This window comes from uncultured Marinobacter sp. (assembly GCF_913055835.1).
In the GTDB taxonomy this organism is placed as follows: Bacteria; Pseudomonadota; Gammaproteobacteria; order Pseudomonadales; family Oleiphilaceae; genus Marinobacter.
On record NZ_CAJXKQ010000001.1, the window covers coordinates 34,698 to 60,962 of the forward strand.

The 26,265-nt window shown below is 58.2% G+C and carries 29 protein-coding genes; 15 read left to right on the forward strand and 14 right to left on the reverse strand.

Annotation, left to right across the window (positions count from 1 at the left end; translation table 11 throughout):
• Positions 1 to 43: 43 nt before the first annotated feature.
• Positions 44 to 763 (forward strand): DnaJ domain-containing protein, encoded by a 720-nt coding sequence (locus tag QZ534_RS00195; protein ID WP_296929904.1) that lies wholly within the window; start codon positions 44 to 46, stop codon positions 761 to 763.
• 79 nt (positions 764 to 842) lie between these two features.
• On the opposite strand, the gene QZ534_RS00200 is transcribed toward QZ534_RS00195, so the two are convergent.
• Positions 843 to 1,145, reverse strand: a complete 303-nt coding sequence (locus QZ534_RS00200) for a 2OG-Fe(II) oxygenase (protein WP_296930651.1) — start codon at positions 1,143 to 1,145, stop codon at positions 843 to 845.
• Between the two features lie 110 nt (positions 1,146 to 1,255).
• On the opposite strand from QZ534_RS00200, the gene mtgA reads away from it, so the two are divergent.
• On the forward strand, positions 1,256 to 1,948 hold the full coding sequence (gene mtgA, locus QZ534_RS00205; RefSeq protein WP_296929907.1) for a monofunctional biosynthetic peptidoglycan transglycosylase: 693 nt from the start codon (positions 1,256 to 1,258) through the stop codon (positions 1,946 to 1,948).
• Between the two features lie 38 nt (positions 1,949 to 1,986).
• Here the strand turns inward: mtgA and tenA are convergent, their stop codons facing one another.
• The 3 genes from tenA to QZ534_RS00220 form a co-directional block, all read right to left on the reverse strand.
• Positions 1,987 to 2,655, reverse strand: a complete 669-nt coding sequence (gene tenA / locus QZ534_RS00210; RefSeq protein ID WP_296929910.1) for a thiaminase II — start codon at positions 2,653 to 2,655, stop codon at positions 1,987 to 1,989.
• 23 nt (positions 2,656 to 2,678) lie between these two features.
• Positions 2,679 to 2,891, reverse strand: a complete 213-nt coding sequence (locus QZ534_RS00215) for a penicillin-binding protein (RefSeq protein WP_069184321.1) — start codon at positions 2,889 to 2,891, stop codon at positions 2,679 to 2,681.
• A 112-nt stretch (positions 2,892 to 3,003) separates the two neighbouring features.
• Entirely contained in the window at positions 3,004 to 3,906 is a 903-nt protein-coding gene (locus QZ534_RS00220; RefSeq protein ID WP_296929917.1) for a DMT family transporter, read from the reverse strand.
• 112 nt (positions 3,907 to 4,018) lie between these two features.
• On the opposite strand from QZ534_RS00220, the gene QZ534_RS00225 reads away from it, so the two are divergent.
• The 6 genes from QZ534_RS00225 (at position 4,019) to QZ534_RS00250 (ending at position 10,244) form a co-directional block, all read left to right on the forward strand.
• Positions 4,019 to 4,882 carry a LysR substrate-binding domain-containing protein gene (locus QZ534_RS00225; RefSeq protein ID WP_296929920.1) on the forward strand — a complete coding sequence of 288 codons (864 nt, stop codon included), beginning with the start codon at positions 4,019 to 4,021 and terminating at the stop codon, positions 4,880 to 4,882.
• A 57-nt stretch (positions 4,883 to 4,939) separates the two neighbouring features.
• On the forward strand, positions 4,940 to 5,587 hold the full coding sequence (locus QZ534_RS00230; protein ID WP_296929923.1) for a DsbA family oxidoreductase: 648 nt from the start codon (positions 4,940 to 4,942) through the stop codon (positions 5,585 to 5,587).
• A 20-nt stretch (positions 5,588 to 5,607) separates the two neighbouring features.
• Complete coding sequence (locus QZ534_RS00235; RefSeq protein ID WP_296929925.1) at positions 5,608 to 6,063, forward strand: DUF4112 domain-containing protein; 456 nt, start codon at positions 5,608 to 5,610, stop codon at positions 6,061 to 6,063.
• A 105-nt stretch (positions 6,064 to 6,168) separates the two neighbouring features.
• Entirely contained in the window at positions 6,169 to 7,530 is a 1,362-nt protein-coding gene (locus tag QZ534_RS00240) for a glycine cleavage T C-terminal barrel domain-containing protein (protein ID WP_296929927.1), read from the forward strand.
• 66 nt (positions 7,531 to 7,596) lie between these two features.
• Complete coding sequence (locus QZ534_RS00245) at positions 7,597 to 8,511, forward strand: methylenetetrahydrofolate reductase (protein ID WP_296929930.1); 915 nt, start codon at positions 7,597 to 7,599, stop codon at positions 8,509 to 8,511.
• Positions 8,508 to 10,244 (forward strand): formate--tetrahydrofolate ligase, encoded by a 1,737-nt coding sequence (locus QZ534_RS00250; RefSeq protein ID WP_296929932.1) that lies wholly within the window; start codon positions 8,508 to 8,510, stop codon positions 10,242 to 10,244. The genes QZ534_RS00245 and QZ534_RS00250 overlap by 4 nt, the downstream gene beginning before the upstream one ends.
• On the opposite strand, the gene QZ534_RS00255 is transcribed toward QZ534_RS00250, so the two are convergent.
• Positions 10,236 to 11,360 (reverse strand): GlxA family transcriptional regulator, encoded by a 1,125-nt coding sequence (locus QZ534_RS00255; RefSeq protein WP_296929935.1) that lies wholly within the window; start codon positions 11,358 to 11,360, stop codon positions 10,236 to 10,238. The genes QZ534_RS00250 and QZ534_RS00255 overlap by 9 nt on opposite strands.
• Before the next feature lie 310 nt (positions 11,361 to 11,670).
• Between QZ534_RS00255 and QZ534_RS00260 the strand changes: the two genes are divergently transcribed.
• Positions 11,671 to 13,053 carry an L-serine ammonia-lyase gene (locus QZ534_RS00260; protein WP_296929939.1) on the forward strand — a complete coding sequence of 461 codons (1,383 nt, stop codon included), beginning with the start codon at positions 11,671 to 11,673 and terminating at the stop codon, positions 13,051 to 13,053.
• A gap of 26 nt (positions 13,054 to 13,079) precedes the next feature.
• On the opposite strand, the gene QZ534_RS00265 is transcribed toward QZ534_RS00260, so the two are convergent.
• The 3 genes from QZ534_RS00265 to QZ534_RS00275 all read right to left on the reverse strand — a co-directional run bounded on the left by QZ534_RS00265 (position 13,080) and on the right by QZ534_RS00275 (position 16,708).
• A complete protein-coding gene (locus QZ534_RS00265) occupies positions 13,080 to 15,650 on the reverse strand; it encodes an FAD-dependent oxidoreductase (protein ID WP_296929941.1) in 2,571 nt (856 codons plus the stop codon).
• 151 nt (positions 15,651 to 15,801) lie between these two features.
• Entirely contained in the window at positions 15,802 to 15,945 is a 144-nt protein-coding gene (locus tag QZ534_RS00270) for a DUF3096 domain-containing protein (protein WP_088827271.1), read from the reverse strand.
• A 25-nt stretch (positions 15,946 to 15,970) separates the two neighbouring features.
• Positions 15,971 to 16,708, reverse strand: a complete 738-nt coding sequence (locus tag QZ534_RS00275; protein WP_296929946.1) for a maleate cis-trans isomerase — start codon at positions 16,706 to 16,708, stop codon at positions 15,971 to 15,973.
• Positions 16,709 to 16,790: 82 nt separating this feature from the next.
• On the opposite strand from QZ534_RS00275, the gene QZ534_RS00280 reads away from it, so the two are divergent.
• Positions 16,791 to 17,183 (forward strand): DUF2784 domain-containing protein, encoded by a 393-nt coding sequence (locus QZ534_RS00280; protein ID WP_296929949.1) that lies wholly within the window; start codon positions 16,791 to 16,793, stop codon positions 17,181 to 17,183.
• Between the two features lie 13 nt (positions 17,184 to 17,196).
• Here the strand turns inward: QZ534_RS00280 and QZ534_RS00285 are convergent, their stop codons facing one another.
• Genes QZ534_RS00285 through QZ534_RS00295 form a run of 3 tightly spaced genes read right to left on the reverse strand, consistent with a single transcriptional unit; the run spans position 17,197 to position 18,332 of the window.
• Complete coding sequence (locus QZ534_RS00285; protein ID WP_296929952.1) at positions 17,197 to 17,400, reverse strand: DUF3185 family protein; 204 nt, start codon at positions 17,398 to 17,400, stop codon at positions 17,197 to 17,199.
• A 45-nt stretch (positions 17,401 to 17,445) separates the two neighbouring features.
• On the reverse strand, positions 17,446 to 17,670 hold the full coding sequence (locus QZ534_RS00290) for a hypothetical protein (protein ID WP_296929955.1): 225 nt from the start codon (positions 17,668 to 17,670) through the stop codon (positions 17,446 to 17,448).
• A gap of 35 nt (positions 17,671 to 17,705) precedes the next feature.
• Positions 17,706 to 18,332, reverse strand: a complete 627-nt coding sequence (locus QZ534_RS00295; RefSeq protein ID WP_296929957.1) for a bifunctional 2-polyprenyl-6-hydroxyphenol methylase/3-demethylubiquinol 3-O-methyltransferase UbiG — start codon at positions 18,330 to 18,332, stop codon at positions 17,706 to 17,708.
• A gap of 104 nt (positions 18,333 to 18,436) precedes the next feature.
• On the opposite strand from QZ534_RS00295, the gene QZ534_RS00300 reads away from it, so the two are divergent.
• Complete coding sequence (locus QZ534_RS00300) at positions 18,437 to 19,339, forward strand: LysR family transcriptional regulator (RefSeq protein WP_296929961.1); 903 nt, start codon at positions 18,437 to 18,439, stop codon at positions 19,337 to 19,339.
• Here the strand turns inward: QZ534_RS00300 and QZ534_RS00305 are convergent.
• Positions 19,260 to 19,988, reverse strand: a complete 729-nt coding sequence (locus QZ534_RS00305) for a methyltransferase domain-containing protein (protein WP_296929964.1) — start codon at positions 19,986 to 19,988, stop codon at positions 19,260 to 19,262. The genes QZ534_RS00300 and QZ534_RS00305 overlap by 80 nt on opposite strands.
• Complete coding sequence (locus tag QZ534_RS00310; RefSeq protein WP_296929966.1) at positions 19,985 to 21,433, reverse strand: PLP-dependent aminotransferase family protein; 1,449 nt, start codon at positions 21,431 to 21,433, stop codon at positions 19,985 to 19,987. Before QZ534_RS00310 ends, QZ534_RS00305 begins: the two co-directional genes overlap by 4 nt.
• A gap of 92 nt (positions 21,434 to 21,525) precedes the next feature.
• Between QZ534_RS00310 and QZ534_RS00315 the strand changes: the two genes are divergently transcribed.
• Positions 21,526 to 22,128, forward strand: a complete 603-nt coding sequence (locus QZ534_RS00315) for a pyridoxamine 5'-phosphate oxidase family protein (RefSeq protein ID WP_296929968.1) — start codon at positions 21,526 to 21,528, stop codon at positions 22,126 to 22,128.
• On the opposite strand, the gene QZ534_RS00320 is transcribed toward QZ534_RS00315, so the two are convergent.
• Entirely contained in the window at positions 22,123 to 22,599 is a 477-nt protein-coding gene (locus QZ534_RS00320; protein ID WP_296929971.1) for a hypothetical protein, read from the reverse strand. The genes QZ534_RS00315 and QZ534_RS00320 overlap by 6 nt on opposite strands.
• 212 nt (positions 22,600 to 22,811) lie before the next feature.
• Between QZ534_RS00320 and QZ534_RS00325 the strand changes: the two genes are divergently transcribed.
• The 3 genes from QZ534_RS00325 (at position 22,812) to QZ534_RS00335 (ending at position 26,156) form a co-directional block, all read left to right on the forward strand.
• Complete coding sequence (locus QZ534_RS00325; RefSeq protein ID WP_296929974.1) at positions 22,812 to 23,135, forward strand: hypothetical protein; 324 nt, start codon at positions 22,812 to 22,814, stop codon at positions 23,133 to 23,135.
• Positions 23,136 to 23,209: 74 nt separating this feature from the next.
• On the forward strand, positions 23,210 to 25,240 hold the full coding sequence (locus QZ534_RS00330; RefSeq protein WP_296929976.1) for an alkyl sulfatase dimerization domain-containing protein: 2,031 nt from the start codon (positions 23,210 to 23,212) through the stop codon (positions 25,238 to 25,240).
• 10 nt (positions 25,241 to 25,250) lie between these two features.
• A complete protein-coding gene (locus QZ534_RS00335; RefSeq protein ID WP_296929979.1) occupies positions 25,251 to 26,156 on the forward strand; it encodes a homocysteine S-methyltransferase family protein in 906 nt (301 codons plus the stop codon).
• The last annotated feature ends 109 nt before the right edge of the window (positions 26,157 to 26,265 follow it).

Consider the following 26,265-nt stretch of genomic DNA (forward strand, 5'->3'; position numbering starts at 1 on the left):
TTCGGGAAATCCATTCAAGGGCCGGTGCGCCCGGGGTATCTGAGTGCCGTTAACGCTTGTTGCCATCGTTGTCGCGGTTGTTGCCTGGGTGTGGTTGCGCAATCAGCCGGCCAGCCAACGTAATGCAGCCATTCTTAAACTCGCTTTGTTGGTCGGTATCGGGATCGTGGTCGTTCTGGCCGTAACCGGGCGCCTGCATTTTGTGTTCGCCGGGTTGGCGTTTCTGTATCCGCTATTGCGTCGCATGCTGCCGTCTTTGTTGCGTGGTGGGCTGGGTGGCATGGCTGGCGGAGCCCAAGCCAAAGCTGGAAATCAATCTCATGTGTCCAGTGACATCCTGGAAATGACTCTGGACCACGATTCCGGAACCATGAGCGGCAGGGTCATCAAGGGGCCCATGGAAGGCCGCGAGCTGGCGGATTTGGGCGAGAACGAGTTCCTTGAACTGCTGCGTTATTGCCGGGCGCAGGACGAAGACTCAGCCCGGCTCCTGGAAAGTTATCTGGATCGCCGGTTCGGTGATTCCTGGCGACAGGACGATGAGGCGGCCTCGGAAGATAGGCAGACTGGCAGCAATGGCAACGCGGGAGGCCCTCTGACCGAAAGCGAAGCACTGGATATCCTTGGGCTCGAGCCTGGAGCAAGTCGTGACGAGATCATCAAGGCCCATCGACGGATGATGCAGAAACTCCACCCGGATCATGGTGGCAGCAATTACCTGGCAGCGCGTATTAACGAAGCCAAGGAATGCCTGTTGAGCTGACCTGCTTAACAGAACGGTGGAGACTCTGACTGATAATTACTGGCCGCTACGTGGCGATTACTGCCCCTGGCAGAGTATTTCAGGGTGCAGTCAAGGCAAAGCTCAGCAGCCACCTGTTACCGCTTTCGATTCTGGAAACCCTGTGCTGGTAAAGATCCGGACGGAAAAGATACAGTCGGCCGAAAAGGTTAAAGATGTTTTTCTCGCAGATGAATTCCCCACCGGCTTTGGGCTTGGCTAAAACACAATTAAGTTTGTAAAGTCGGCCCTCTGAGACCATGTCCACGTGCGGCCCTACCTTGTGGCCCTGTGGATATCGGACCAGGTATATATTCAGGCGTCTGGAATGAAAGAGAATGCGGGTTTTGACTTTTGCAGGCATGGTCGTAGCATAGGCTCTTGCAGAATCACTGGAAGAAGTTTGCGCGCTCCCCGGGCGGTTGGTCAATTCGCAGCGGGAAATCGCTTCTTCCATGATGAGGGTTTGAGCTGATGGCCAGGGGATCAGGCGCTCGCAAACTTGTGCGATGGTTGTCGCTGCTATGCGTTGGCGCTATCGTGCTGATCCTGTTGGTTGTTCTGGTCTTTCGGTTCGTGAATCCGCCGACTTCGGCCTTCATGCTGGGTTATCAGCTCCAGAGTACCGGCAAATCCCTCGCCCACGAATGGGTGCCCATGCGTGAGATCTCTGCCTGGATGCCGTTGGCGGTGGTTGCCAGCGAGGATCAGCGATTCCCGCATCATGTGGGCGTGGATTTTGAGGCCATCCGTCAGGCTCTCTCCGAATACAGGGCGGGCGAGGGGCTCAGAGGGGCGAGCACCATCACCCAGCAAACGGCCAAGAACCTCTTTCTCTGGAACGGGCGTAGTTTTATCCGCAAGGCCATCGAGGCGGGTTTGGCTCTTGTTATAGACGGCCTCTGGCCAAAACAACGGGTGCTGGAAGTTTATCTGAACATTGCTGAGTTTGGTCCCGGCATCTATGGTGTCGAAGCTGCCAGCCAGGCCTATTTCGGCAAGCCAGCCCGTCATCTCACGCAGTACCAGTCGGCCGTACTTGCGGCCGTCCTTCCGAATCCCAAAGTGTTGCGTGTCAACTCACCATCCTCATACGTGCTGGAAAGAGTGGCTTGGATTCAAGGTCAGATGGCGCAACTTGGCCCCGGATACCTGCGCAATCTGTAGTCTGGCCGAGACCAGCGGCTTGAAAGCCGTTGAGCAAATCAATCGCTCTGTTTCAGGCCCATTTCCCAGAAATCGATTTCAAGCCGGGTGGCGTCGCTGAAGATCCGGGTCAGTTCCTTGAAGCGGGCAGGGGAGACATCGGCCAGGCGTTCGTTGAGCCAGTCAATCTCGGCCTGCATGGCTCCCTGGAACTCCGCGCTTTCATACATGGCGATCCAGGCATCATAGGGATTGCCGTCGCCCCGGACAGTCTCTGCGCGGCTGTTGAGCCAGTTGGCGATTTCACCGTAGCCCACCATGCACGGCGACAGGGCGACGTGCAGGTCCAGAAGGTCGCCCCGGTTGCCGGTATCCAGAACGTAGCGTGTGTAGGCCAATGTGGCCCGGGCTTCCGGCAGATCGGCCAGCTCTTGTTCGGAAATGCCCCATTCCTTGCAGTAGCTGACGTGCAGGTCCAGCTCGACATCCACGATGGCCTGCAACCCCTCCTTGGCTTGCCGAAGGTCCGACAGAGTTGGGCTTTTGTAAGCGGCCAGGGCAAAGGCACGGGCAAACTGGATCAGGAACAGGTAGTCCTGCTTGAGGTAATGCTGGAACGCCTCGGGCGCCAGCGACGCATTGCCCAGCTGCTGCACGAAGCTGTGTTGGATGTACGCCTGCCATTCACTGTGGCAGCTCTTTTTCAGGTCTTCGAACTGATAAGGCATGCTTGCTCCTGAAGTGCGGTGGCTCAGTAACAGGAATTGGGGGATGAGTCCGGGTTGATTTCGCCGGCGACTTCTTCCGGGTCAATGCCGTGACTGGTCAGCACTTCCCGTACGAAGTTCACCTGGGCGAGGATTCTGTCAGCATCATCCCCGTATTCAAACCGGTTGATCTCGACCGGCTGGGGCATGAAGGTAAAGGCGGTTTTCAGTGCGGTGAGTGTATCTTCATCGGCCATTGGCATACTCCTCATGCGGTTTGAGTGGCTCATGAGGAGTATACGCAAGTCTTCCTGTAAAGAACGATAGGTCTGGCCTTGAACCAGCCCTAATGCCGCCGGTATGGCCTGTTCAGGCTTTCCTGCGGCTTGATGCCACCAGTGAGCCCAGCACCACAAGCACTGCTGCCAGGGGCAGCCGCCAGTCCGGCGCTGCGATTCCGGCCAGCACCAGGAAAAGGGCGGCGAGCACGGGCACCGCATAGGCGAGGCTTCCCACCAGTGCCGTGGGCCCCTTCCGAAGGGCCAGATCCCAGGCCACCATGGCCAGTCCGTATGGCCCCAGACCGAGTGCGACACCAGCCACAAGCGCGGTGCCTGAAGGCAGTGCATGGGCAGAGCCGGATACGGTGTCCGCGGCTGCTGCTCCGGCGCCGGCCAGAAGGAACAGGCCTGGCATGACCGGAGCGATCGCAACCGGTGTTGCCTGGCAGATCCACGAATACAGGGCCCAGCAGCCCCCGGCCACAAGAGCTAGCCCGTAGCCAGTCAGATTGCCTGAAAAACCATTATTCAGAGCCTCTGGGCCGAGCAGCAAAGCCGCCCCGGCAAAGGCAATCAGTGCCCCCGCAATAACCGGTAGGGCGATCCGCCGATGGAAAGCCCACTGGCTGATCAGGATGAACATCACCGGCCAGGTATAGGTGATCAGTGACGCCTCTGCGGTGGGCGCCATGCCCAAACCGGCCAGATAGGCGCCGACCGCTCCCAGTACCAGCAATGGCACAAGCCCGAAAATAACCAGTTTCCATTGCCAGGAGACTCTCACGGATCTGCGCGCTTCGCGGCCGCGCAAACTCATGGGCAGCACAGCCAGGGCACCGCTGATCAGGGCGATGGTCGTAAGCTGAAACGGCGGAATGGAGCGCGCTGCATCCACCAGCAGAGGCGCGACGGCCCAAAGCACCACGGCAACCAGAGCCGCGATGATGCTCAGGATGTTGGGCAGGCGGATGGTCGCGTTGAGTATCCTCATGGGTAGTGCTCCTTTAGCCGGTGTGTTGCGATCTGACAGTGGCAGGATATACTCGGATTAAGCATCACAAAAACAACGGTTTTTGATAAAAAGCATCACAGGAGATAATGATTTGCGTCCACGGATTCTTGATCTGACCGTGCTGCAAACGCTGGTGGCCATTGCCGATACCGGAACGGTTACCGCGGCGGCCGAGCGGCTTGCGTATACCCAGTCAACCGTGAGCATGCAGTTGCATCGACTGGAGGCCTTGTTGGAAGTGTCCCTTCATGAGCGAGAGGGCCGACGTATACGGTTCACCGCGGAGGGTGAGCAGTTGATCGGCTACGCCCGCAAGATGCTGGCCCTGAACAACGAGGCATTGGATTCGTTGCAGCAGCGGCAGGTTTCGGGGCAACTGAGCCTCGGTATCCCGGAAGACTATGCGTTTTTGCTGACTTCCGTTCTTTCCCATTTCAGCCAGCTCTTTCCGGCGGTTCAGCTGCAGGTGATTTGCGGGTCGAGTGTCAGGCTGCTGGAGCAGGTGCAGGCTGGTGAGCTGGATCTGGCGGTTGTGACACGCCAGACCCGCTCTCCCGGGGGTGAGGTGATTCGTCGCGAACCGCTGGTGTGGGCGGTCGGCGCCGAGAAGCAGCCGTCCCTGGCAGATCCTATCCCGCTTGCGCTCTATTCGCCGGGCGCCGATGTGTTCAGGGAGGTGGCGGAGCAGGCGCTGTTTTCTGCGGGGAGGCAATGGCGACTGGCGTACTCAAGTCAGTCGATGACGGGGTTGATGCCAGTAGTAGTGGCCGGATTGGCCGTGGTGCCGGTAACCCGTGACATGCTCACGCCCCAACTGCGCGTGCTGGACGAGCGCAGCGGTATGCCGGCCCTGCAATCCATCGAGATGGCCCTGCATAGGCCACCGGGCCGCCCGACTGAACCTGCAAGGCAGATGGCGGAGCTGATCCGGGAGCATCTGGCGGGAGATGGCTGATCTGTCTACGTGTTAGGCTGTCGGTATCGTGTTGAAACGCAATGAACGGGATATGCCATGAAAACGATCAACATCGACATTGTTTCCGACATCGCCTGCCCCTGGTGTGCGATTGGTTATGCGCGCCTGGAGCACGCCATGAAACAGTTGGCGCCTGAATACGAGTTTGGCGTCCGGTGGCATGCCTTTGAACTGAACCCGGATCACACTGGTGAAGGTGAGCCAATCCTGCCGGCGTTGGCCCGCAAGTACGGCCGGAGTGAGGAAGAGATGCGTGCCACTCAGGACCAGATGATGACGATTGCGAAGGATCTGGGCCTTAACTTTGAAAAAATGCAGGAGCGTTTCACCTGCAATACCTTCGATGCTCATCGGCTGGTGAAATGGGCCGGCCAGCAGGGCAAGCAGACGGAGATGAAACAGGCGTTGTTCGAAGCCTATTTTGGAAAGGCAGAAGACGTTTCAGACCGCGACGTATTGTTGGGCTGTGTCGAGAGCCTTGGGCTGGATCGCGATAGGGCCGAGCAAATTCTGGATTCTGACGAATTCGCCAGTGTGGTCCGGGAGGACGAAGCTACCTACCAGCAGGCCGGCGTTTCTGCCGTGCCGGCGTTCATCGTGAACGGGAAATACCTGATCTCCGGCGCCCAGGAACCGGATACCCTGGTTCAGGCATTTGAAGAAATCAGCGCAAAGCCTGAGTGAGCGCCTGAACTGGAGCAGAAATGCCGAAACCTTCCGAAGCCCGGCAGCGGGCCATTCTTGAGCGGCTGGATAAGTTCAGCCGCTTCACCGATAGCAACATTGCTATTCCGTTTACCAATGTAAGGATAGGAGCGGAGGCATTGATTGGCCTGTTGCCCGTGGTGGGGGACGCCGTGGGCCTGGTGCTGGCCGGCTACGTATTGGTGGAAGCACAGAGAGCGGGCGCCAGCAAGGCCGTTAAGCTTCGCATGCTGCGCAACATGGGCATTGATTTCCTGGGTGGCCTGCTGCCGGTGATAGGTGATGGCTTTGACGCGGTATACAAAGCCAATACCCGCAACACCCGCCTGCTGCGGAACTACCTGGAAAAGGAGTTGGCGATTGAACCTCCGCCTCCGCCTTTCCCCTGGCGGACCGTGTTCTGGTTATCCGTGCTGTTCGCTTTTGTTACTGGCGGCCTGGCTCTGATTTTCTAGAGAGGCTGACGCTTTTAGTCGACTCAGTGTCGTATTGGTTCCTCCCGGAAACCTCAAGGACGGCCACATTAGGGCTATCGACAACCCGGCAAGGGGGAGATAGCCATGGCCGTTAAATTCGAGCAAGCACTTCTGGATTATCCACAACAACGGGCGGGCGCTGCACGCCAGCCCGACAGCGTCGACCAGTCGGATCGGCGCGTCCCTATCAACCTGCGCCAATCCGGGCCGACACCGGTGGAAATGCTGATCTCCACCCGTGTTCGCAAGTCACCCTATTGGCATCTGGCTTATGAAGCGGGCTGCTGGCGGGCGACGGTCTACAACCGTATGTACCACCCCCGCGGTTATGTCCGCCCGGAAGACGGCGGCGCCATGCTGGAGTACGAGTCGCTGATCCACGACGTCACCATGTGGAACGTGGCGGTTGAGCGCCAGATCCAGGTCAAAGGCCCGGATGCCGAGCGGTTTGTGAATTACGTAATCACCCGGGATGCGACCAAGATCAAGCCCATGCGTGGCAAGTACGTCATTCTGTGCAATGAAGAAGGCGGCATCATCAATGACCCTGTTCTGCTAAGGGTCGCCGAGGACGAGTTCTGGTTTTCGCTCTCCGACAGTGACCTCGAGCTGTGGATGCGGGGCGTCAACATCGGCATGGGATTCGATGTCACCATTGCGGAAATCGACGTGGCGCCCGTGCAGATTCAGGGGCCCAAGTCCGAAGCGCTTATGGCGGACCTGTTTGGTGACGCCGTTAGGGACATCCCCTACTACGGCCTGATGGAAGGCCAGGTGGCCGGCCACGACGTGATCGTTTCCCAGACCGGCTTTACCGGGGAGAAGGGGTACGAGATTTACCTCAAGGAAGCGACCAAATACGCCGAGGACCTCTGGTACACCGTGCTTGCCGCAGGCGAGCCTCACAATCTTCGGGTCATAGCGCCCGCCCACCATCGCCGGATTGCCGCCGGCATTCTGTCCTGGGGGCAGGATGTGGATCAGGAAACCCTGCCGTTCCAGTGCAACCTGGCGTACCAGGTGCCGCGCAACAAGGAGGCCGATTATATCGGCAAGCAGCGGCTTGAGGCGGTCCGTGAACAGATGGAAGCCGGTCATCCGCCTTTCAGCCACATCATGGTGGGCATCCGTTTTGGTGGCGGCAAGGTGACTGACTATTCCAACGATTTCTGGCTGGTCAGCGGCCCGGATGGCGGCGAACCGGAGGGCTACGTTACCTCCCCCTGGTATTCCCCGGAGCTTGAAACCAACATCGCACTGGCCTACGTGCCATTTGATCTCCGAACTGTCGGCACGCGGCTGACTGTGCATCTTCCCGTGGAATATGCCGCCGCGGATGGCTCAACCGCTGTGGAGGCGGAAGTGGTGGACGTGCCTTTCCGGCCTTCGGTGAATCCCAACGCCCGCGAAAGAGCCCGGGCCAAGGGGATCGATTTCGCCGATTAACAGCGCCGGAAAAACCGGCGATAGCGGCTGTCTGGTAAACACTGTTGGCAATGGGGTGCGCGGTTTATGACACTGGTTAGTGAACCACAAGCGTTCAATCGGCCCGATGAGGAGGCAGCAGCACGATTTCGTGATCTGGTGCGCTCGGCATCCATCGAGGCTACACCCCGCCAGATCCTGACGACAGAGCATTTGCCGGATCTGCTGCCGACGGGCACCTGCGTGTACGTACCCTTCCTGCCAAAGGGAGAATTCAGCGACACGCTGGAGGCTTCCCGTCGTCTGCTGGATCTGGGCATGCAGCCAGTACCGCATGTGCCCGCCCGAATGGCCCAGAGCCGGGGGCAGATGGAGGACTGGTTGGCCCAATTGAATGAAAACGGGGTGGACCGGCTGCTGCTGATCGCGGGCGACAGCGACGCGGTGGCCGGCCCGTTCCCCGACACGCTGGCGGTGCTTGAATCGGGATTGCTGGCCCAGTTCCGGTTCCACGGTATCGGGGTTGCGGCGCATCCGGACGGCCATCCCATGGCGGACAGGGCAACCCTGGCACAGGCGCTGAGCGTCAAGCGTGAATACGCCCGTACGACCGCGACCAGGCTCTGGGTGGTGACCCAGTTCACCTTCGACGCAGAAGTGGTGATCGACTGGCTGCAGGGGCTGGGCAACATTCTGGAGGAGGTGCCGGTCTATATCGGCATGGCGGGCCCGACGCGGGTTAAAACGCTTATCGCCTATGCAGCCATGTGTGGGGTGGGCGCATCCGCCCGGATGCTGCTGCGTCGGCCTGGTAGCGCCCGGATGCTGGGTGCCTGGAAACCGGACGATATGGTCCGGGCACTGGTGGAGTATTGTCTGGAAAATCCAGAGACCCTGCTGCGGGGCATTCATCTGTTTCCGTTCGGAGGCCTGCGCCAGTCAGCGCAATGGATTCGGGATCACAGCGGGTCCGTCGACGAGAAGAGGGAGGCGGTGTCATGAGTCTTCAGTACCATCAACTCACACCCGAAACGCCGGAGTCTGCCGAGTTTCCGCCGCCGGGCACGCCGGATATCGAGATTGCCCGCTCGGTTCAGCCCCAGTCCATTCTTCTGCTGGCGCAGCAGCGTTTCGGTTTGCCGGCGGAGAGTCTGGTGCCCTTCGGCCATTACAAGGCAAAGCTGGACATGGCTTATGTCGATACGTCCGACTCGGCACCCAGAGGCAAGCTGGTACTGGTGACGGCCATTACCCCAACGCCTGCAGGGGAAGGTAAGACCACAACCAGCGTGGGGCTGAACGATGGCTTCAACCGCCTGGGTGTGCGTTCCTCCGTGTGTCTGCGGGAGCCGTCCCTGGGGCCCTGCTTTGGAATGAAAGGCGGGGCCGCCGGCGGAGGCCGGGCCCAGGTGATTCCAATGGAAGACATCAATCTCCACTTCAATGGTGACTTCCATGCCATTTCAACCGCCCATAATCTCCTGGCCTCGCTGATCGACAATCACATTCATTGGGGCAACGAAGCCGGCCTGGACCCGCGCCATGTCAGTTGGCGCAGGGTTCTGGACCTCACCGATCGCTCTCTGCGTAATGTGGTATCCGGGCTGGGTGGTGCCGCCCATGGCGTGCCCCGGGAGACCGGATTTGATATCACCGTTTCGTCCGAGATCATGGCGATCCTGTGCCTGGCGGATGGCCGTGCCGACCTGAAAGAACGCCTGGGAAACATCATCGTTGGCAGGCGTTCAGACATGTCGCCGGTGACCGTTCGCGATCTGGGCGTGGAGGGCTCACTCACCGTACTGCTGAAAGAAGCGCTGCAGCCAAATCTGGTGCAGAGCCTGGAGCACAACCCGGTGTTCATCCATGGCGGCCCGTTTGCCAATATCGCCCATGGATGCAATTCCGTCACCGCCACCCGGGCTGCGCTCGCCCTGAACGACGTGGTGGTTACCGAGGCCGGCTTCGGCGCCGACCTGGGCGCGGAAAAGTTCATTGATATCAAGTGCCGGCACACCGGATTGCGCCCGGATGCTGCGGTGGTGGTGTGCACCATTCGGGCCCTTAAAATGCAGGGCGGTATTCCCCGAAGCCAACTGGCGATTCCCGACCTCGTGGCGCTGCGAAAAGGGGCCACCAATCTTGAGCGGCATATCCGTAATCTGCAGCAGTTTGGCCTGACCCCGGTGGTGTGCATCAACCGTTTCCCGGATGACACCGAGGAGGAAATGGCGCTGGTCCAGTCCATAAGCGAGGAGTTGGGCGTGCGGGCAGTGCCCGCCGATCACTGGGCAACCGGTGGTGAAGGTGCCACGGAACTCGCCCAGGCAGTGATCGACCAGATGGACCAGGGCAAACCGGAGGTGAAGTTTCTGTACGAGGACAGCCTGCCCCTGGCGGACAAGATTCGCACCATTGCTACCCGTATCTACCATGCCGGCAGCGTGGAGTTTACAACGGTCGCCAAACGACAGCTCGAGGAATACGAAAGCCTGGGCTTTGGCCACCTTCCCGTGTGCATTGCCAAAACGCAGTACAGCTTCTCGGTGGATTCGTCGGTGAAGGGCGCTCCGTCGGGGCATATGTTACCGGTGAGGGAAGTGCGCCTGGCGGCCGGAGCCGGTTTCGTGGTGGCCGTCTGTGGCGACATCATGACCATGCCCGGGCTGCCGAGGCGGCCGGCTGCGCTCGATATTGCCCTGGACGAAAATGGCCTTGTGGTGGGGTTAACCTGAAACCGTCTGTTTGGGGGAATTCTCAAAGGTGCCGTAGGTGGGCTCAGTCCGGGCCCGCTTCAGGGCTTGCAGGGATGAAGACGACAAACCGGCCATGGTGCCTGTCAGCAGGCCTTCGGCGCCGGCCGGAGTGAAAACTGCCATTCGTTCGTACTTGGGCGCGCGCCCCATGATTTTACGATAGCAACGGCTGAAATGGGTGGCGGAAACGAAGCCGCACATGGAGGCAATTTCCACGATGGAACATGAGGTCTGCTTCAGTAGCCTACGGGCCCGGTTCAGTCGTACCCTGAGGTAATAGCGAGACGGCGTGCATCCCATATGTTTCAGGAACAGTCGCTCGAGTTGCCGGCGTGATATGCCGGCCAGAGTCGCCAGTTCCTGCAGCTCGATCGGCTCTTCGATATTGGACTCCATCAGTTGGGCCGCCTCCGCCAGCTTGGGTTGCGCGCGGGCCAGGCCCGGATGCATCGGCATGGGCTGCTGTTCGGTCTCCTCCCGGACCCGGTCGCAGACAAACATGTGGGAGATGGCATTGCTGAGTTCCTGGCCGTGCCGTTGCGCCAGGAAACTGAGCATCATGTGCATGGGCACGGTGCCACCGGTGCAGGTCATGCGCTCACGCTCGACCGTAAACAGATGGTTGTTGGTCTGTACCCTTGGAAAGTCTTCCTGCATGGCTTCCAGGCATTCCCAGTGGGCACTGCAGGCATAGCCGTCGAGCAGCCCGGCGCTGGCCAGCACATAGGGACCAGTGCAGACCGCACCCAGCAGTACATGCCGCCGGGCCATCTGTTTCAGCCAGTGCACTTCCCGGCGTGAAAAGCTGTGGGTGACGTCAATCCCGGCCACCACGATGACCAGATCAAAGTTGTACTCGTCCTGAATTGAGGCATCCGGCACCATGGTGATGCCGTCACTGGCGCGAGCGTAGCCGCCGTCGGCTGTCAGCAGCTTCCATGAGTAGAGTTCCGCGCCCGCCATCTGGTTGGCCATTCGGAGCGGTTCCACCGCAGTGGCAAGGGCAATCAGGGTAAAGTTGTCGATCAGCAGAAAGCCGACCCGATAGGGCTGCTGAATTGGCCTGTCTGTTTGCGTGCCGGTTTCAGTGGTCATAAAAAACCCCCTTTGCCCAGCCTGGGCCAGTTGTGCCGGCCAGTAGCCGAAATGTCCTTGCTGACCACCACAATCTGAACACTAGCTGCTGCACCTTAATCGTGCAATAAGTGATCAATTCCATGTTGGTTTCATTCTAAGGTGGTGGCCAGAGTGCCAATGGTCCAAATGCGACATTCAGCATGCCAGTATGGACCCGACGCGGCTTGTTCTGCTGTCGGAAATTATCGTTTCCATGTCGCCATAAAGCATGCGCCTGGGACCGGTCGGCACTAAGATTAGAATAGGTTCCTGAACGGGAGGCGTTACATTGGCCGTCAGTCTTTTCGAACTGTTCAAGGTCGGTATTGGTCCCTCCAGTTCCCACACCGTGGGGCCCATGGAAGCGGCCAGACGATTTGCCGGGTCTCTTGCAAGCGAGGGTCTGCTTTCTTCAGTTGGTCGGCTTCAAGTATCCCTGTACGGGTCGCTCGGTGCCACCGGAAAGGGGCATGGCACCGGACCTGCGGTCATGATGGGGCTGGAAGGTGAGCGACCAGACCAGATTGACCCGGAGGCAATGCCGGCACGTCTCGAGCAGATCCGCGATTGCGGAAGCCTTTCCGTTGCCGGGCAGCGGGCTATCCGGTTCCGTGAGAATACCGATCTGGTGTATTACCGCCGCAAATCTCTTCCCGCACACCCCAACGGCATGACCTGCCAGGCGTTTGACCGGCACGGGCAGTGCCTGTTGGAGAAAACCTATTATTCGGTCGGTGGTGGGTTCGTGGTGGATGCAACCCGTGAGGGCACCCTGAAGTTGCGCGAGGACGATACCCCACAGCCATACCCCTTCAGCAGTGCCAGGGCGTTGCTGGAGCTGTGCCGGAAACATGACCTGGCCATCGCCGACATCATGTCTGCCAACGAACAGGCGTGGCGCACGCAAGATGAGGTTCGTAGCGGAATTCTGGCGCTATGGCAGGTGATGCGGGAGTGTGTACAGAACGGCATTCAGCACGAGGGGGAGTTGCCAGGTGGTCTCAAGGTTCGGCGCCGGGCTGCGTCGTTGTATCGGTCTCTGATGGACAAGCAGCGCGTGGACCTGATTTCACCTTCCCTGAGCGCGCTGGACTGGGTGAATCTCTATGCCTTGGCCGTGAACGAAGAAAACGCCGCCGGCGGGCGGATTGTGACGGCACCCACCAATGGCGCTGCCGGGATTATTCCGGCGGTGCTTCACTACTACTGGGAGTTTTGCCCTGGAGCCAATGAGGATGGCATTGTGCGTTTCATGCTCACGGCCGGAGCCATTGGCGCGCTGTTCAAGGAAAATGCGTCCATTTCCGGGGCCGAGGTGGGCTGCCAGGGCGAGGTGGGTTCGGCCTGTGCCATGGCCGCGGCCGGGCTCGCAGCGGCAACGGGCGGATCACCGGAACAGGTCGAGAATGCCGCAGAAATCGGTATGGAGCATCATCTGGGCATGACCTGCGACCCCATTGGTGGGCTGGTGCAGATTCCCTGCATCGAGCGCAATGCCATGGCCTCGGTGAAAGCGATTGATGCTGCCATCATGGCCCTGAGGGGTGACGGCAAACATTACGTTTCCCTGGACAAGGTGCTGCACACCATGCGGGAAACCGGTCGCGATATGCTGGATAAATACAAGGAAACTGCCAGGGGAGGGCTGGCGGTTAACATCATTGAATGCTGACCGCCGCGCCTCCGATCTGAACACGGTCAGGATTTGACCCGCTCGTTGTCCGGATCAAACAGTGCCCGGTAACCCACCGCTTCGATTCGGACAGGGTAGTGCTCCTGAAAGTATTCCAGGGTCAGTTCACGGCCTTCCTGGGCGTACTCGGCGGGGATGTAACCGAGCAGGATGATTTTCCCCACCGAGGGCCCCCACGCCACACTGGTGTTGTAGGAACGGCGGCCGTGACTATCCACCAGGACTTCACCAGTTTGCGGGTCCAGAATCGGCCATTGGCCTACCGGGTAGCGCAGAATGCCGTTGGCATCCCGGTGCTCGGTCATGGTCATGGTGCACAGGTAAGCGGCTTGCCGGGGCCACTCCCGCTGTTCCAGATACGCGGCCTTGCCGTGGAAATCCGCTTCCTTGACCTTGGGCCGTTGCAGGCCGGCTTCGTAAAGGTTGTATTCCGTCTCCAGATCCACGTTTTGCAGTCTCAGACTTTTCTCCAGACGACGGGTGTTGGCGTAGGTTTCGATGCCCACCGGCGTAACGCCCGCATCGTAGAGCAGGTCCCAGATTCTCAAACCATAGCTGAAGGGGAAGTAGAGCTCCCAGCCCTGCTCGCCAACGTAGGAAATCCGGAAGGCCCAGACCGGGACTCCTTTAATGTTCAGGTCCTGGGCGGTGGCAAACGGGAAATTGTCCGCGGACAACTGGTCCGGGTCGGTAACGAACTGGGCCAGTGTCTCCCGGGCCTTGGGACCCCAGAGGCCGAGGGTCGCCAGTTCGTCCGTGCGGTCATGCACCTGGATGTTGTCCAGCCCCTTCTCTCGGGCCATACGGGTGATCCAGCAGTAGTCGCGGTGGCCGGTGTCACCGCCGCAGACGACCCGATAGTCCTGGGCGCCCCGACGAATGATGGTCAGGTCGGAACGTACACCCCCGCGCTCGTCGAGAAAATGGGTGTAGACACCTTTGCCGTGGGGCGTGGTACCGCCGACTTTGGCAACGGACAGATATTCCAGCAGGGCTTCTGCGTCGGCGCCGGAGATGTCAAAGATGGCGAAATGGGAGAGGTTGATCATACCCACGGATTCGCTCATCTCAAGCTGCTCGGCGTTGGAGACCTCCCAGAAGTGCCGGGTATCCCATTCGTGTTCCCGCACCGGGATCCGGTCGCGATATTTCGCAAGCAGGGTGGACTCGTTGACCGCATAACCGTGAGCGCGCTCCCAGCCCGCGGCCTCCATGAAATAAGCACCCAGACCGACTTCCCGCAGGTAGAAAGGGCTGGTTCTCATCTTGCGACCGGTAAGGTAGGGCTCACGGGGGTGAACCGCCGGGGTGTAGATTTTTTTGGCTGTTTCGTAGCAGCGGTTATACACGTAGTCCGGTGTTTTCTGCAGCGGATAATGACGTGCGATATCAATACTGTGGGGGTCCATTTTAGGGGAGCCGTGGGTCATCCAGTCGGCCAGTACCTTGCCCGCCCCCGGGCCGTCCTTCACCCAGACCGCCTCGCAGAACCACAGATTGCGGACTTCCGGGGATTCGCCCATGAGTGAACCGCCATCTGGCGTCACTGACAGCAGGCCATTGAACGAGTGCTTTTCTTCCCACCCCAGTTCTCCGAGGATCGGCGTCATTTCGATGGCCTTTTCGTAGGCGTCCATGACCTGGTCCAGGGAAAGATCCCGCATTGAGGGGGACATCCGCGCATCACCCGGCTCGGCAATGGCGCCGGGGTAGACCAGCCGTGGGTTCTTCGCCTCGTAGTAGCCCCACTCGATACGGCCGCCTTCGGTGGTGGTCGGGTCGCCGGTGTCCCGCACATAGGCGGAGTTGCCCTGATCGCGAAACAGTGGATAGACGATCTGCTTGCCGGTGCCATTGAGCTCTTCGTAGGGGCCGAAAAACAGCAATGGATGCTCCAGTGGCATCAGTGGCAGGGGCGCGTTCGCGGTGTTGGCCATCAGTGGGCCCCAGATGCCCATGGAGAGAACCACGTATTCAGTCTCAATGTAGCCCTTGTGGGTCTCAACGCCACGCACCTGGCCGTCCTGGACATCGATGCGAATGGCTGGCGTGTAGGCAAAGGCCTGCAGTTTGCCGGTGGCCACGGCTTCTTCCACCAGGTCGCCGGCAACACTCTGGGAGCGGGGCACCACCAGCCCGGCATCCGGGTCCCACATGGCGCCCTGGATCTGGTTTTCGTCCAGTAGTGGAAACAGCTCCTTGGCCTGTTTGGGCGAGATCATGCTGACATTCGTGCCGAAGGCTTTTCCGGAGCCCACCTTGCGGCGCAGTTCGTCCATTCGCTCGTCGTCATCAATACGGGCCACTTCCATGCCCCCGCATTTCACGTAATTGCCACGCTTTTCATAAAACGCCTGGCTGTATTTGGTGGTGTATATATTCAGCTTGTCGTGGGAGGTGGTGAAGCAGAAATCCGATGCGTGGGAGGTCGAGCCGATATCGGAGGGAATGGCGGATTTTTCCAGACCCACGATGTCATCCCAGCCTTGCTCGATCAGGTGGTGCGCTACCGACGAGCCAACGATACCACCCTGGCCAATGATTACGACTTTTGCCCGTTTCGGTAGTTGTGCCATTTTGGATCCCCTCTACCTGCATTGAACACGGCCCCGCTGCCGGTCTCCGGGCAGGGTTTCTATTCAATGTGGCTCTAATTGCTTTGGGCGGGTAAATCCAATACGACACCGAGCCGTCTAAAAGCGGCAGGGTCCGGGGTGTTGGACTACCTCAAAAGGAATGCCCGAATAGACCAAGTACACCCAGCGCAATGAGGTAGCCGGCCACAATGTAATTGAGCAACTTGGGAAACACCAATATGCCAATACCGGCGCCCAGGCTGATAAGGGGAGCGAGTTCCAGATGCAATGTCATAAAGCGTTCTCCTTTGGTTTTGGTGTCAGAGGACTTCTTCAAATAGACGCCCAAGTCCTGATTGAGGTGCCACCTTGCCACATAAGCGCAGGGCTTCCCAGAAACTGACCTGATTGGCAGTCAGCACTGGTTGACCGATTGCCCGCTCCAGATCCGTCAGCCAGGCGGCGGAATGGAGGGCTGTGTCGGGAATGAGCAGCGCATCGGCGTCTTGGCGTGCATTTGCCAGTGCAAATTCGATAACCTCTTCCCGCTCCAGAGTACCTACCTCAGCCGCTGTCACGATGCCTCGGCTGGACAGGTGCACCACTTCGATCCCGAAGTGATCGAGGAATTCCCGAAATCGCTGTGCGACTTCTTCGGGGTAGGTTGCAGCGATGGCCACTCGCTGTGCTCCGATGGCCTTTACCGCTCTGGCAAACGCCATTGCGGTGGTGGAGGCGGGTACTCCAAGGAGTTTCTCGAGCGTGTCGATTTGCTGGCGGATGCCGTCCAGACCGAGCACAAAACTGGCGCTGGTGGAGGTCCACATCACCGATTCAATCCCCGAGTCAGCCAGTTTTTCTGCTCCTTCCGTAAGACGATGGATACTCCCCATTTCACTGAGGGATTCAACGGTGTGAGCGTCCTCCAGGAATTCGGTGTGAATAAGGGTTACCTGAGCCGGGGGCTCTATCATGGAGCCCATCAGGGGATAATCGTCTTCGGCCGCATGGCCCGGGTAGAGGAATCCGAGCCTGGCTGGAGGTGGTGCGTGGTTCATTGCTCGCTCCCGCGCTCGCAGTGATTGACGTGTCTCCACAATAGACGAAAACTGGGGCTACCGCAGTTTTTGGAGGTTAGCGATGGATTCCCACTGGTTCCTCATCTTTGCGGATGCGCTCCTGATCCTGCACACGATGCTGGTGGCCTTTGTGATCCTCGGGCTGGTGGCAACCTTCGCTGGTCATTTCCTTAAGTGGCGATGGGTCCGCAATTTCTGGTTCCGCCTCAGCCACCTGATCGTGATTGCGATTGTGGTTCTGCAATCCTGGCTGGGCGTGTTATGCCCGCTTACCAGCTGGGAAATGGCGCTTCGCACAAAGGCCGGGGAGGCGGGCTATGAGGGATCGTTCATCCAGCACTGGCTGCAGTCCATTCTTTATTACAGTGCGCCGGATTGGGTGTTTATCGTGGCTTACACGGTATTCGGAGCGCTCGTCCTGGCCAGCTGGTTTCTGGTCAGGCCCGAGCGGTGAAAAACAGGCAGGGTTATTTCTTGAAGAATGTCAGGAAAGCGCCGGCTGCAGCCGCGGCCGCCCCGCCGATCAGATACCACATGGTCTGGTCTGTAAAACGCCCCGTTACTGTTTCGGTCAACTGGTTCCCCAGCGACTGTGTTGATTGGTAGCCGAAATACAGCAGCCCGACGCCAACCACCAGCAAAACGATACCGACCAGCTTTGAACTTCCCATTGAATTCTCCTTTCGATTGAGGCTGCCATTCAGCAAGCCCTGGATTCAGGGAAGCTTGCCATCCGATTCTGGCTTTTCCAACAGTTCTTTCCTTTCACGCTGGTATTTATCAAAGGGTTTATTCGCGCGATCAAGGCATTCGAAGTAGGTCGATGGCGGCTCGTTGGCGCAGTCGTTCCGTTGATTTATTTGAACGTTCTCATAGACAGCTCTGTGGCTGCAGCCGGCGGCCAGTACCAATAGGATGAGTAAACACAGTGCTCTTTTCATTGCGCCTTATGACTCTTGTTACGATCGTCCGAATCTTACTTTGGCTTCTGGGCAATCAAGAAGTAAACGTCTCTCGAAGTCTCCGGAACCCAGCGATACTGAATCTGGAATCCGGCTCGCACCAGCTGGTGTTCAAGCTGCTGACGGGATAAGAACTTCACGTAAGGAGCCATGCGCAGCATCCTGGCCAGAAGGGCGACTGGCCTGAGGTACGGGCGTGTGTCCTGTAGGCAGGCGGTATTGCTGACGAACACACCTCCCGGTTTTAGCATGCTGAAAGCCTGGTATATGGCCTGCTCCGGGTCCCGGAGCAGGTGCAGAATGTTCAACCCCAGAATTGCGTCGAACGCCTGCTGCCGATGTTGCATGTCGTCAAGCGTGGCAACCACAAAGCGGAGGTTGTCAGCGGATTTTTCTGTCTTCCGCTTTCGGGCAATGTCTATCATCCGGGGAGAGGCATCGGTTGCCAGATAGCTGCGCACCCTGGGAGCATGAATAAGTGCCGTCGATCCGGTGCCGCAGCCGAACTCCAGAACATCCATTTCCGGATTGAGATATTTCTGGGTGAGGGCGATTTTTCGCAGATAGGCATTCTGGTCCGCGATTGGCCGTTGGGCGTAGCGTGCAGCGCTGCGGTTCCAGAAACTGATGGAAGAGTTCATGTTCTCGGCTCTCGGGGTTGTTGATTCAATACCTGGAACGGATTCTATATCTTCACTTTTGTTGGTAATATCGACATAAAATAATTTCAGGTATGCATTTCTGAATGGATTGGCGAGCCGTTAAATTCGACTGGAACCGAGCACGCGCATTCCTGGTGACTGCGGAGGAGGGATCTCTCTCTGCTGCCGCAAAGGCGTTGGGCGTTTCGCAACCAACCCTGGGAAGACAGGTTGCGGCGCTGGAAGAAGAGCTTTCTACAGCGCTTTTCGAGCGGGGTGGTCGAGGGCTGGAACTGACTCGGAATGGCCTGGATCTGCTTGCCTACGTTCGAGCGATGGGAGAGGCCGCCAGCAGTCTTTCGCTCGCGGCGACTGGTCGGGCAACGTCCATTGAAGGCGAGATTGCGATTTCAGCATCGGAAATCACAGCAGCCTATATTCTGCCGCCCATCCTTCAAAAACTCCGACAGCAGTATCCGGGCGTTCGCGTCAATCTTGTCGCATCCAACGAGGCCAGCGATCTGCGCCGCCGTGCGGCAGACATTGCAATACGGAACTTTCGGCCTACGGAGCCTGACCTGATCGCCCGGAAGGTGGGTGAATTTTCTGCGACTCTTTTCGCCACACCCGAAATTCTGGCTGATCTACCATCGCCAATGACCGACGATCTTTGTGAGGCCCCATTCATCGGCTTTCTCTCAAACAATGAGAGATACTTGGAAGCCTTGGCGCAACGTGGCCTCAAGCTGCAGGAGGAGCAATTTGTTGCCAGGACGGACAGTCATCTGGTTCATTGGCAAATGGCTCGGGCTGGTATCGGTATTGGCATGATGCCCGTTGAGTTGGGTGATGCAGAGCCTGAAGTTGAGAGGGTCTTCGAGGATCTGGTCTTTGGCGGCGATGTCTGGCTCGTTTCCCACCGGGAACTCAGGATGAACCTTCGGGTTCGGACGGTTTTTGATTTTCTGGCCGCTGAGCTTTCCGAGTATTTTGAACCACAAAAATAATCGACTGGGGCGGTTGGCCCTTCGTTGAGGGTTCCCTGATCTCTCGAACCGTCAACTCGGTTTCAGTGAACACGTTCAGCCAACCGGCGAGCGTTCGGAAGAACCAGGGAGCCGGATCGCCGAAATCGCCGGGTAGGCCAGCCCAAGTGCCGGGCTTCCAGCCAGTGATGTATTCGCCCTCCTGGAAAAAAGCGACCGGATGGAGCGTCTGGATAACACATACGCCATTTGGATTGAGGAGGCCAGGCAAAGCCTTGAGAAATGCGCTGGTTGAGGTGTCTCCCAGCAAGGCAAAGTTGCTCACGACAAGATCGAACCTGCCTAAACCTGCTGTTTGTAGTTGTTCATAGGCGACTAACCTGAACGTTTCATTTCCCTGTTGCAGGGCGTATTCGATCAGTTCTGGTACGGCATCTGTTCCGGTACCACGGTAACCGAGGCGGGTCAGCTCTCTGATCAGCCAGCCCTCGCCACATCCTGCGTCGAGAATTGAGCCGCCCGCAGGGCAGTAATCTTCAATGACACTCAGAATAGCGCTGCTAGAAAGCGTGCCGGGTGCACGTATGCCTGCCTCTTCCACTGCCTTGATCCAGGGCCGGGCATTTGAGTGCCAGGCGGCAAGAATCTGTTTTTCGTGCTTCGATGTCATGGCTTGGCGAGCCCCGAGCGTAGGGTGTTGACGCATTCTGTGATTTCACGCTCATTGGCACTGGCAAAGCCCATTACCAGGCCGGTTCTGGAGGATTCTCCCAGGAAGTGTGCGCTGAGCGGCGTGCTGCCAAACCCTCTGGTTTTCAACCATTGGCTGAGGGCCACATCATCAAAAGCCCCCTCCAGCACCAGATGCATTCCCGCGCTTTCCGCCACTGGTTGGGCAAGTCCATCGAGCTTTTCGATCACCTCATTCTGGAAGCGTTGCCATTTGTCCCGGTAGAGCTGGCGCATACGCCTGAGATGGCGTGTGAACTGACCACTCTCAATAAATTCGGCGATGGTGGCCTGGGTAAGGAGCGGCGTCTCGCCACCACTGATCTGCTTGGCCCAGAGCAAGGGCTCGACAACCGCTTCCGGGACCACCAGATAGCCGATGCGCAATGCGGGCAGCAGGGTCTTGCTGAAACTGCCCATGTAGAGCACGGGCGAATTCTCGTACAGGCCCTGAATGGCAGCGAAGGGCTTGTTGTAGAAGTGGAACTCGCTGTCGTAGTCGTCCTCGATGATCCAGCACCCGTTTTGCTGGGCCCACTGAACAAGTGCCATTCTCTGGGACAGGTCCAGGATGCCGCCCATTGGGTATTGGTGCGTGGGTGTGCAGAACAGGAGTCTGGCCCTGGCAGGCTCAAGGCCGGGCAACGCTTCCACGTCCAGAACCTGGTTTCGAAGGGGTATCGGGATCAGTGGGTTGCCAAAACGGCCAAGTGCGTTCCGGGCGCCACGGTATCCGGGGTTTTCACAAAGGATGCTGTCATCTGGTTGCAGAAAAACATCCGCTAACAGCGAGAGTGCCTGCTGGGCGCCGTTGGTAATGATCACCTGATGCTCGTCGCAACGAACACCGCGGGAGGTTCGCAGATAAGCGGCGATGGCGCGTCTCAAGGGTTGATAGCCCTGGATGCTGTCATATCCCCGCAGTGATCGGCGGCTTTCCTGGTGGTGCATGATCCGGTTCCAGGCCCGGATCGGAAACGCGTCAAGGTCCGGAAGGCCCGGCTGGAACGGCAAACTGGCGTCTTCCACGGGTTTTGATTTCCCGCGTGGGAGTGCAGGCAGTGGTGGCAGTTCCATGGAGACGACACCAGGTTTGCTAAGGCCCGGTCCTGAGGGATTCACGGCCGATTTGATATCTTCATGGACGAAGATACCCTTGCCGGCCCGAGTTTGCAGAAATCCCTCGGCCTTGAGCTGTTCGTAAACGGCGTTCACCGTGTTGCGGCTGATGCCCAGGTCTTTTGCCATTTGCCGGCTGGGTGGAAGTTGGCGCCCGGGCAGGTAACGTTGGTCCAGTATCCTTTCGGACAGTCGTTGATACAGTTGGTGTTGCAACGGCTGTTTGCCGTCCAGCCGGATATCTTCGATCACATCAACTGGTTCCATTAAAATTCATAATCTGGATCTTTTGATGGTATCAGAAGTGCCTTTTAATGGAAGTGTCTTTTGTGAAATGCAAGACCGGAAAGGAGCTTCTGATGACAACGACTGATTTGGCCGGGACCAACGCGTCCCCACTGACTTCCTGTCCACGCAGCAGGGTGCAAAGGGCGGTAAAGCGAGCGAGCTATGACAGGGAAACAGCCTACAGGCTGATTGATCGGCTAAAAACGGCGCATATAGGATTTGTGGAAGAAGGCGAGCCTCGCATCATCCCGATCACGGCCTGGCGACTGGGTGACGACCTCTACGTGCACACGCTCAATGGTGGGCGATTGTCCCGGCGTCTGGAATCGGGCGCATTGCTCTGCATTTCCTTCGCTGTGACAAATGAATGGGTGATGACCAAATCGGCTTTCAATCACAGTGCCAACTATGAGTCACTGGTGTTGTATGGCAGGGCGTTGCCGGTCACGGACCATGCCGACTTTGATGCCGCGTTTCGCGCCATTATCAATCAGATCGAGCCTGGCCGATGGGAGCAGGTCAGGTCACCGAATGATAAGGAGCGAAAAGCAACGGCTTTATTCCAGATACCTATTGAAGAAGGGGCGTTCAAAAGCCGCACCGGCGGTCCGAATGATGATCCGGAGGATCTGGGGTTGCCGGTCTGGCATGGAACCCTTCCTGCCGGTTTATGACGGCTCTCCGGGGGAGGTCTGGTCTCTGGGCGCCATTCGGAGGAATACACCCAACGATGCAAGCAGCAGAGCGGTGCTCGCGATAATAGCGACCGGATAGTAGAGATTTCCAGCCAGCTCCAATTGGCTGTACTTGATGATCATGATCAGGCCTTCCAAAGACATCGCAACGCAAACCGTGCCGATAAAACGTGGCAGTGTTCGCCGCATCATAGTGATGACATCGTGAGATTCTGAACGTCCGCTGTATTCGGAACGGATAACCATTGCCAGCTCGTATACGGCGAGAGCAATGATGCTCCCGTTGACGCCTTTGATCAGGGCCTGCATGAGTTGCTGGCCAGATTGAAGGTCACGGATCACATCCATGACTGTTGTGCTTACGAGAACAAAAGCCAACACAAAGAAAACCAGCGAAAACAGCCGGGCGAAAAGGGCCCGCACTGGAATCGCGGCCAGCATGTTGATCATAGTGTTTAATCCCCCGCGTTGATCGATTCAGGCGCAGGCTACTCCCGGTAGAGCCTGATTTCACTTAAGGTTTGCTCATTCCCTGTTAATGAGTTTCTTACGCTGTTTGGCCCGGCGCCTGTTTGGGGCGTGAGGTTCCGCCGTCGTCGAGTATTGGGCTACCATGGTTGTTGCTGAGCGAATACGTCAAAACCTGGAGTCCACCGCAGCTAATGTCTGAAGATCCCCTGAAAACCCTGTCCGACCTTGCCAGCGATGCCCATGCCCGCATCCAGGCAACCCATCAGCACATCAATCCGGTGGTGGAGGTTCGTCGTGGTATGCGCGATGCCGGTATACCGGCGGATGTGATGACGATTGACTGTCTGCGGACCCGCCGAAGGATTACGCTCATACTGCATGATGAACAGCCCGACACTCTTCTTTACCAGTTCGTGACCATCGAGGATGAGGTAGGCAATGACTTTCAACAGATGGCACTTGGCGACATGACAACCACCAGACTGTTCGAGTGGATTGAGGACTATTTTGGCTGACCGGCGCGGATTCAGGCCCACTCTGAAGTAAACTTGGGGAAACCAATAACAACAGACCGACAAGGTTTCCCAAAATGCCACTGTCCCGAAAGCTTCTTCTTGTTCTTCTGCTGGGTATTGCCCTCCTCATGACTGGGTGCGATTCCGGCCCCGATTCTTCCGAAGCCAACAGTACCGGACACACTGCGCCCACCGCCACTACCGGCAAGGCCAACAAAGAGGTGCTCGAACAGCGACCCTTTGAAAACCGTGTTGATTTCGAAAATGCCCGGCGGGGGCTGATTGGACAGGATCCGGAGCTGGTCATTGACCATCTTGAAGGCGGTGAGGTCTGGAACATGCCGGCCTACGACTTTATTGATGAGGATGGAGAAAATGCCCCGGCCTCGGTCAATCCAAGTCTGTGGCGTCAGGCTGCCCTCAACAACATTCACGGTTTGTTTGAGGTCACCGACGGGCTCTACCAGATCCGGGGGTACGATCTGGCGAACATGTCGATCATCGAGGGCGATACCGGGTGGATACTGGTAGACCCGCTGACCGCCCGGGAGACGGCCAGCAAGGCCTTTCTGTTTGCGAGGGAACACCTGGGCGAGAAGCCGGTGCGGGCCATTCTCTTTACCCACAGCCACATTGACCACTTCGGTGGCGTGCAGGGCATTCTTCAGCACCTGTCGGACGAGGAGAAAGCCAAGCTGCGCATAATCGCGCCCGCGGACTTTGAGGAAGAGGCAACCAGCGAGAACATCATCGCCGGCCCTGCCATGACACGCCGGGCCATGTTCATGTATGGCAAGCGCCTGGAGCGGGACGAACGCGGCCATGTTGGCACTGGTCTGGGCAAAGGGCCGGCGTTTGGCACCTTTGGCTTTGCCCCGGCGACGGATCTGATCAGCGAAACGGGCACGGAGCTGACGGTGGACGGTGTGCCGATGATTTTCCAGATTGTCTCCGGTTCCGAAGCGCCCGCGGAGTTTACCTTCTATCTACCGGAACAGAAGGCTTTTTGCGGTGCCGAGCTGGTCAGCCGCAACATGCACAACATCTACACCCTGAGGGGCGCGAAGGTTCGGGATGCCCGTCTATGGAGCAGCTTTATCGACGAGGCAAAGACGCTGTTTGCCGACGCCGATATCTACTTCGGCAGCCACCATTGGCCTCTGTGGGGGCAAGAGAATATCCAGGACTTTCTGGCGGTTCAGCGGGATACCTACAAGTTCATTCACGATCAGACAGTGCGTTTGATGAACCAGGGCGCCACGCCGAGAGAAATTGCCGACCAGCTTAAGCTGCCGCCGGAGCTGAATCAGGCATTTCACAATCAGGGCTATTACGGCACCGTGTCTCACAATGCCAAAGCGGTGTACCAGCACTACCTGGGCTGGTTTAACGCCAATCCGGCTCAGCTCAATCCATTGCCGGAAAGCGAATCTGCCAGACGTTATGTAGCGATGATGGGAGGTGCGGACAACGTCCTGGAAAAAGCCCATGAGGAATTCGAGGCGGCATCGGATATGAGCGCGACCGATGGGCGCGACACCTACCGCTGGCTGGCGGAGTTACTCAATCATGTTGTCTTTGCCGAGCCCGGCAATGATGACGCAAAGCAACTGCTGGCCAGCGTCTATGACCAGCTCGGCTATCAGGCGGAATCCGCCCCCTGGCGGGATTTCTACCTGACCGGCGCCTATGAATTGCGTCACGGCTCTCCGGAAGAAGGCATCAAGCCGGCGATGATGAGAGAGGTGCTGCTGAACACACCGGTGTCGCTCTTTCTTGACAGCATGGCGGTACGGCTGAATGCCGAGGACGCGGAAGGCGAGAGCGCCGTCATCAAGATTACCTTCACGGATCTGCAGGAAAGTTATCTGCTGACTCTGAAACATTCTGTGCTTCACAACCGTCTGGTGAGTGCGGACACTCCCGCTGATGCAACATTGCGCCTGACGCGGCCTTTGTTCGTGGATCTGTTGATCGGCCGTGCCGGGCTAAAGGAACTTCTGTTCAGCGACGAGATCAGTTTTGAGGGAAGCAGGCTCGACCTGATAGGCTTTTTCAGCATGCTGGACAAGCCCCAGGGCCGGTTCAATATCGTCACACCCTGATGAGTACTTTATGAAATCTGTTGCACTCCTTGACGGCGGCCTGGGCCAGGAAATCTACCGCAGGGCCATGAATGTTACGTCACTGCTTTGGTCGGTGGCGGTAATGCGGGAACAGCCGGATGTAGTGACCGATGTTCATGCGGATTTTATCCGCGCGGGCGCCCGGACCCTGACTCTCAATACCTATGCCGCGACGCCCACGCGACTGGCCAGAGAAGGCCTTGGCGACGAGATTGGTGCCATCCATCAACGGGCGTTCGAGGTATTGGAACGTGCCATCGCGTTAACTGGCGCCGACGTTGATATCGCCGGTTGCCTGCCACCGCTGGTTGGTAGCTACCGTGATCAACCTGACCGAACATTCGAGGATTTGAAGTCGGAGTTCGATGTACTCGTTACCCTGCAGGGCGGTGCAGATGTCTTCTTGATCGAGACGATGACCAACATCCTGGAGGCGAAAGCCGCCTGTGCTGCTGCAAGTGAATCGGGCAAGCCCTTTGGGGTGGCCTTCCGGCTGGAAACGGATGGCAAGCTCCGGTCCGGAGAAACCCTTGGCCAGGCGGTTGAAGCCGTCAAGACCTTCAGGCCAACGGCTGTCATGCTCAATTGCTGTGATCCAGAGGTGATTGGGCAGGCAATGCCTGAGCTGGCTGGACTGTTTCCTCTCACGGGTGGTTACGCCAACGCGTTCAAGACTGTTGAGCCAATGGCCAGTGGAGCGTTGGTGGATGAATTGGAAGCCAGACCAGATGTTTCTCCAGGATTGTATGCTCTGCAGGTCAAACAGTGGTTGGACGATGGCGCAAGCGTGGTTGGCGGTTGCTGCGAAATCACTCCGGAGCACATCCGTCATCTGGCCGATGTACTGAAGGGCGACTATAACTTCATTCGCTTCTCTGACTTGGCCGGTAATTAGCCGGCCAGGCCGGTCAGGGACTTTTTGTCCGGCAGGCTTCCATGGCGCGCCTGGAACGAGGTGCCTCAATGCATCGCATCGCGGTGGTAGCCTGCCGCCGACCGATTCC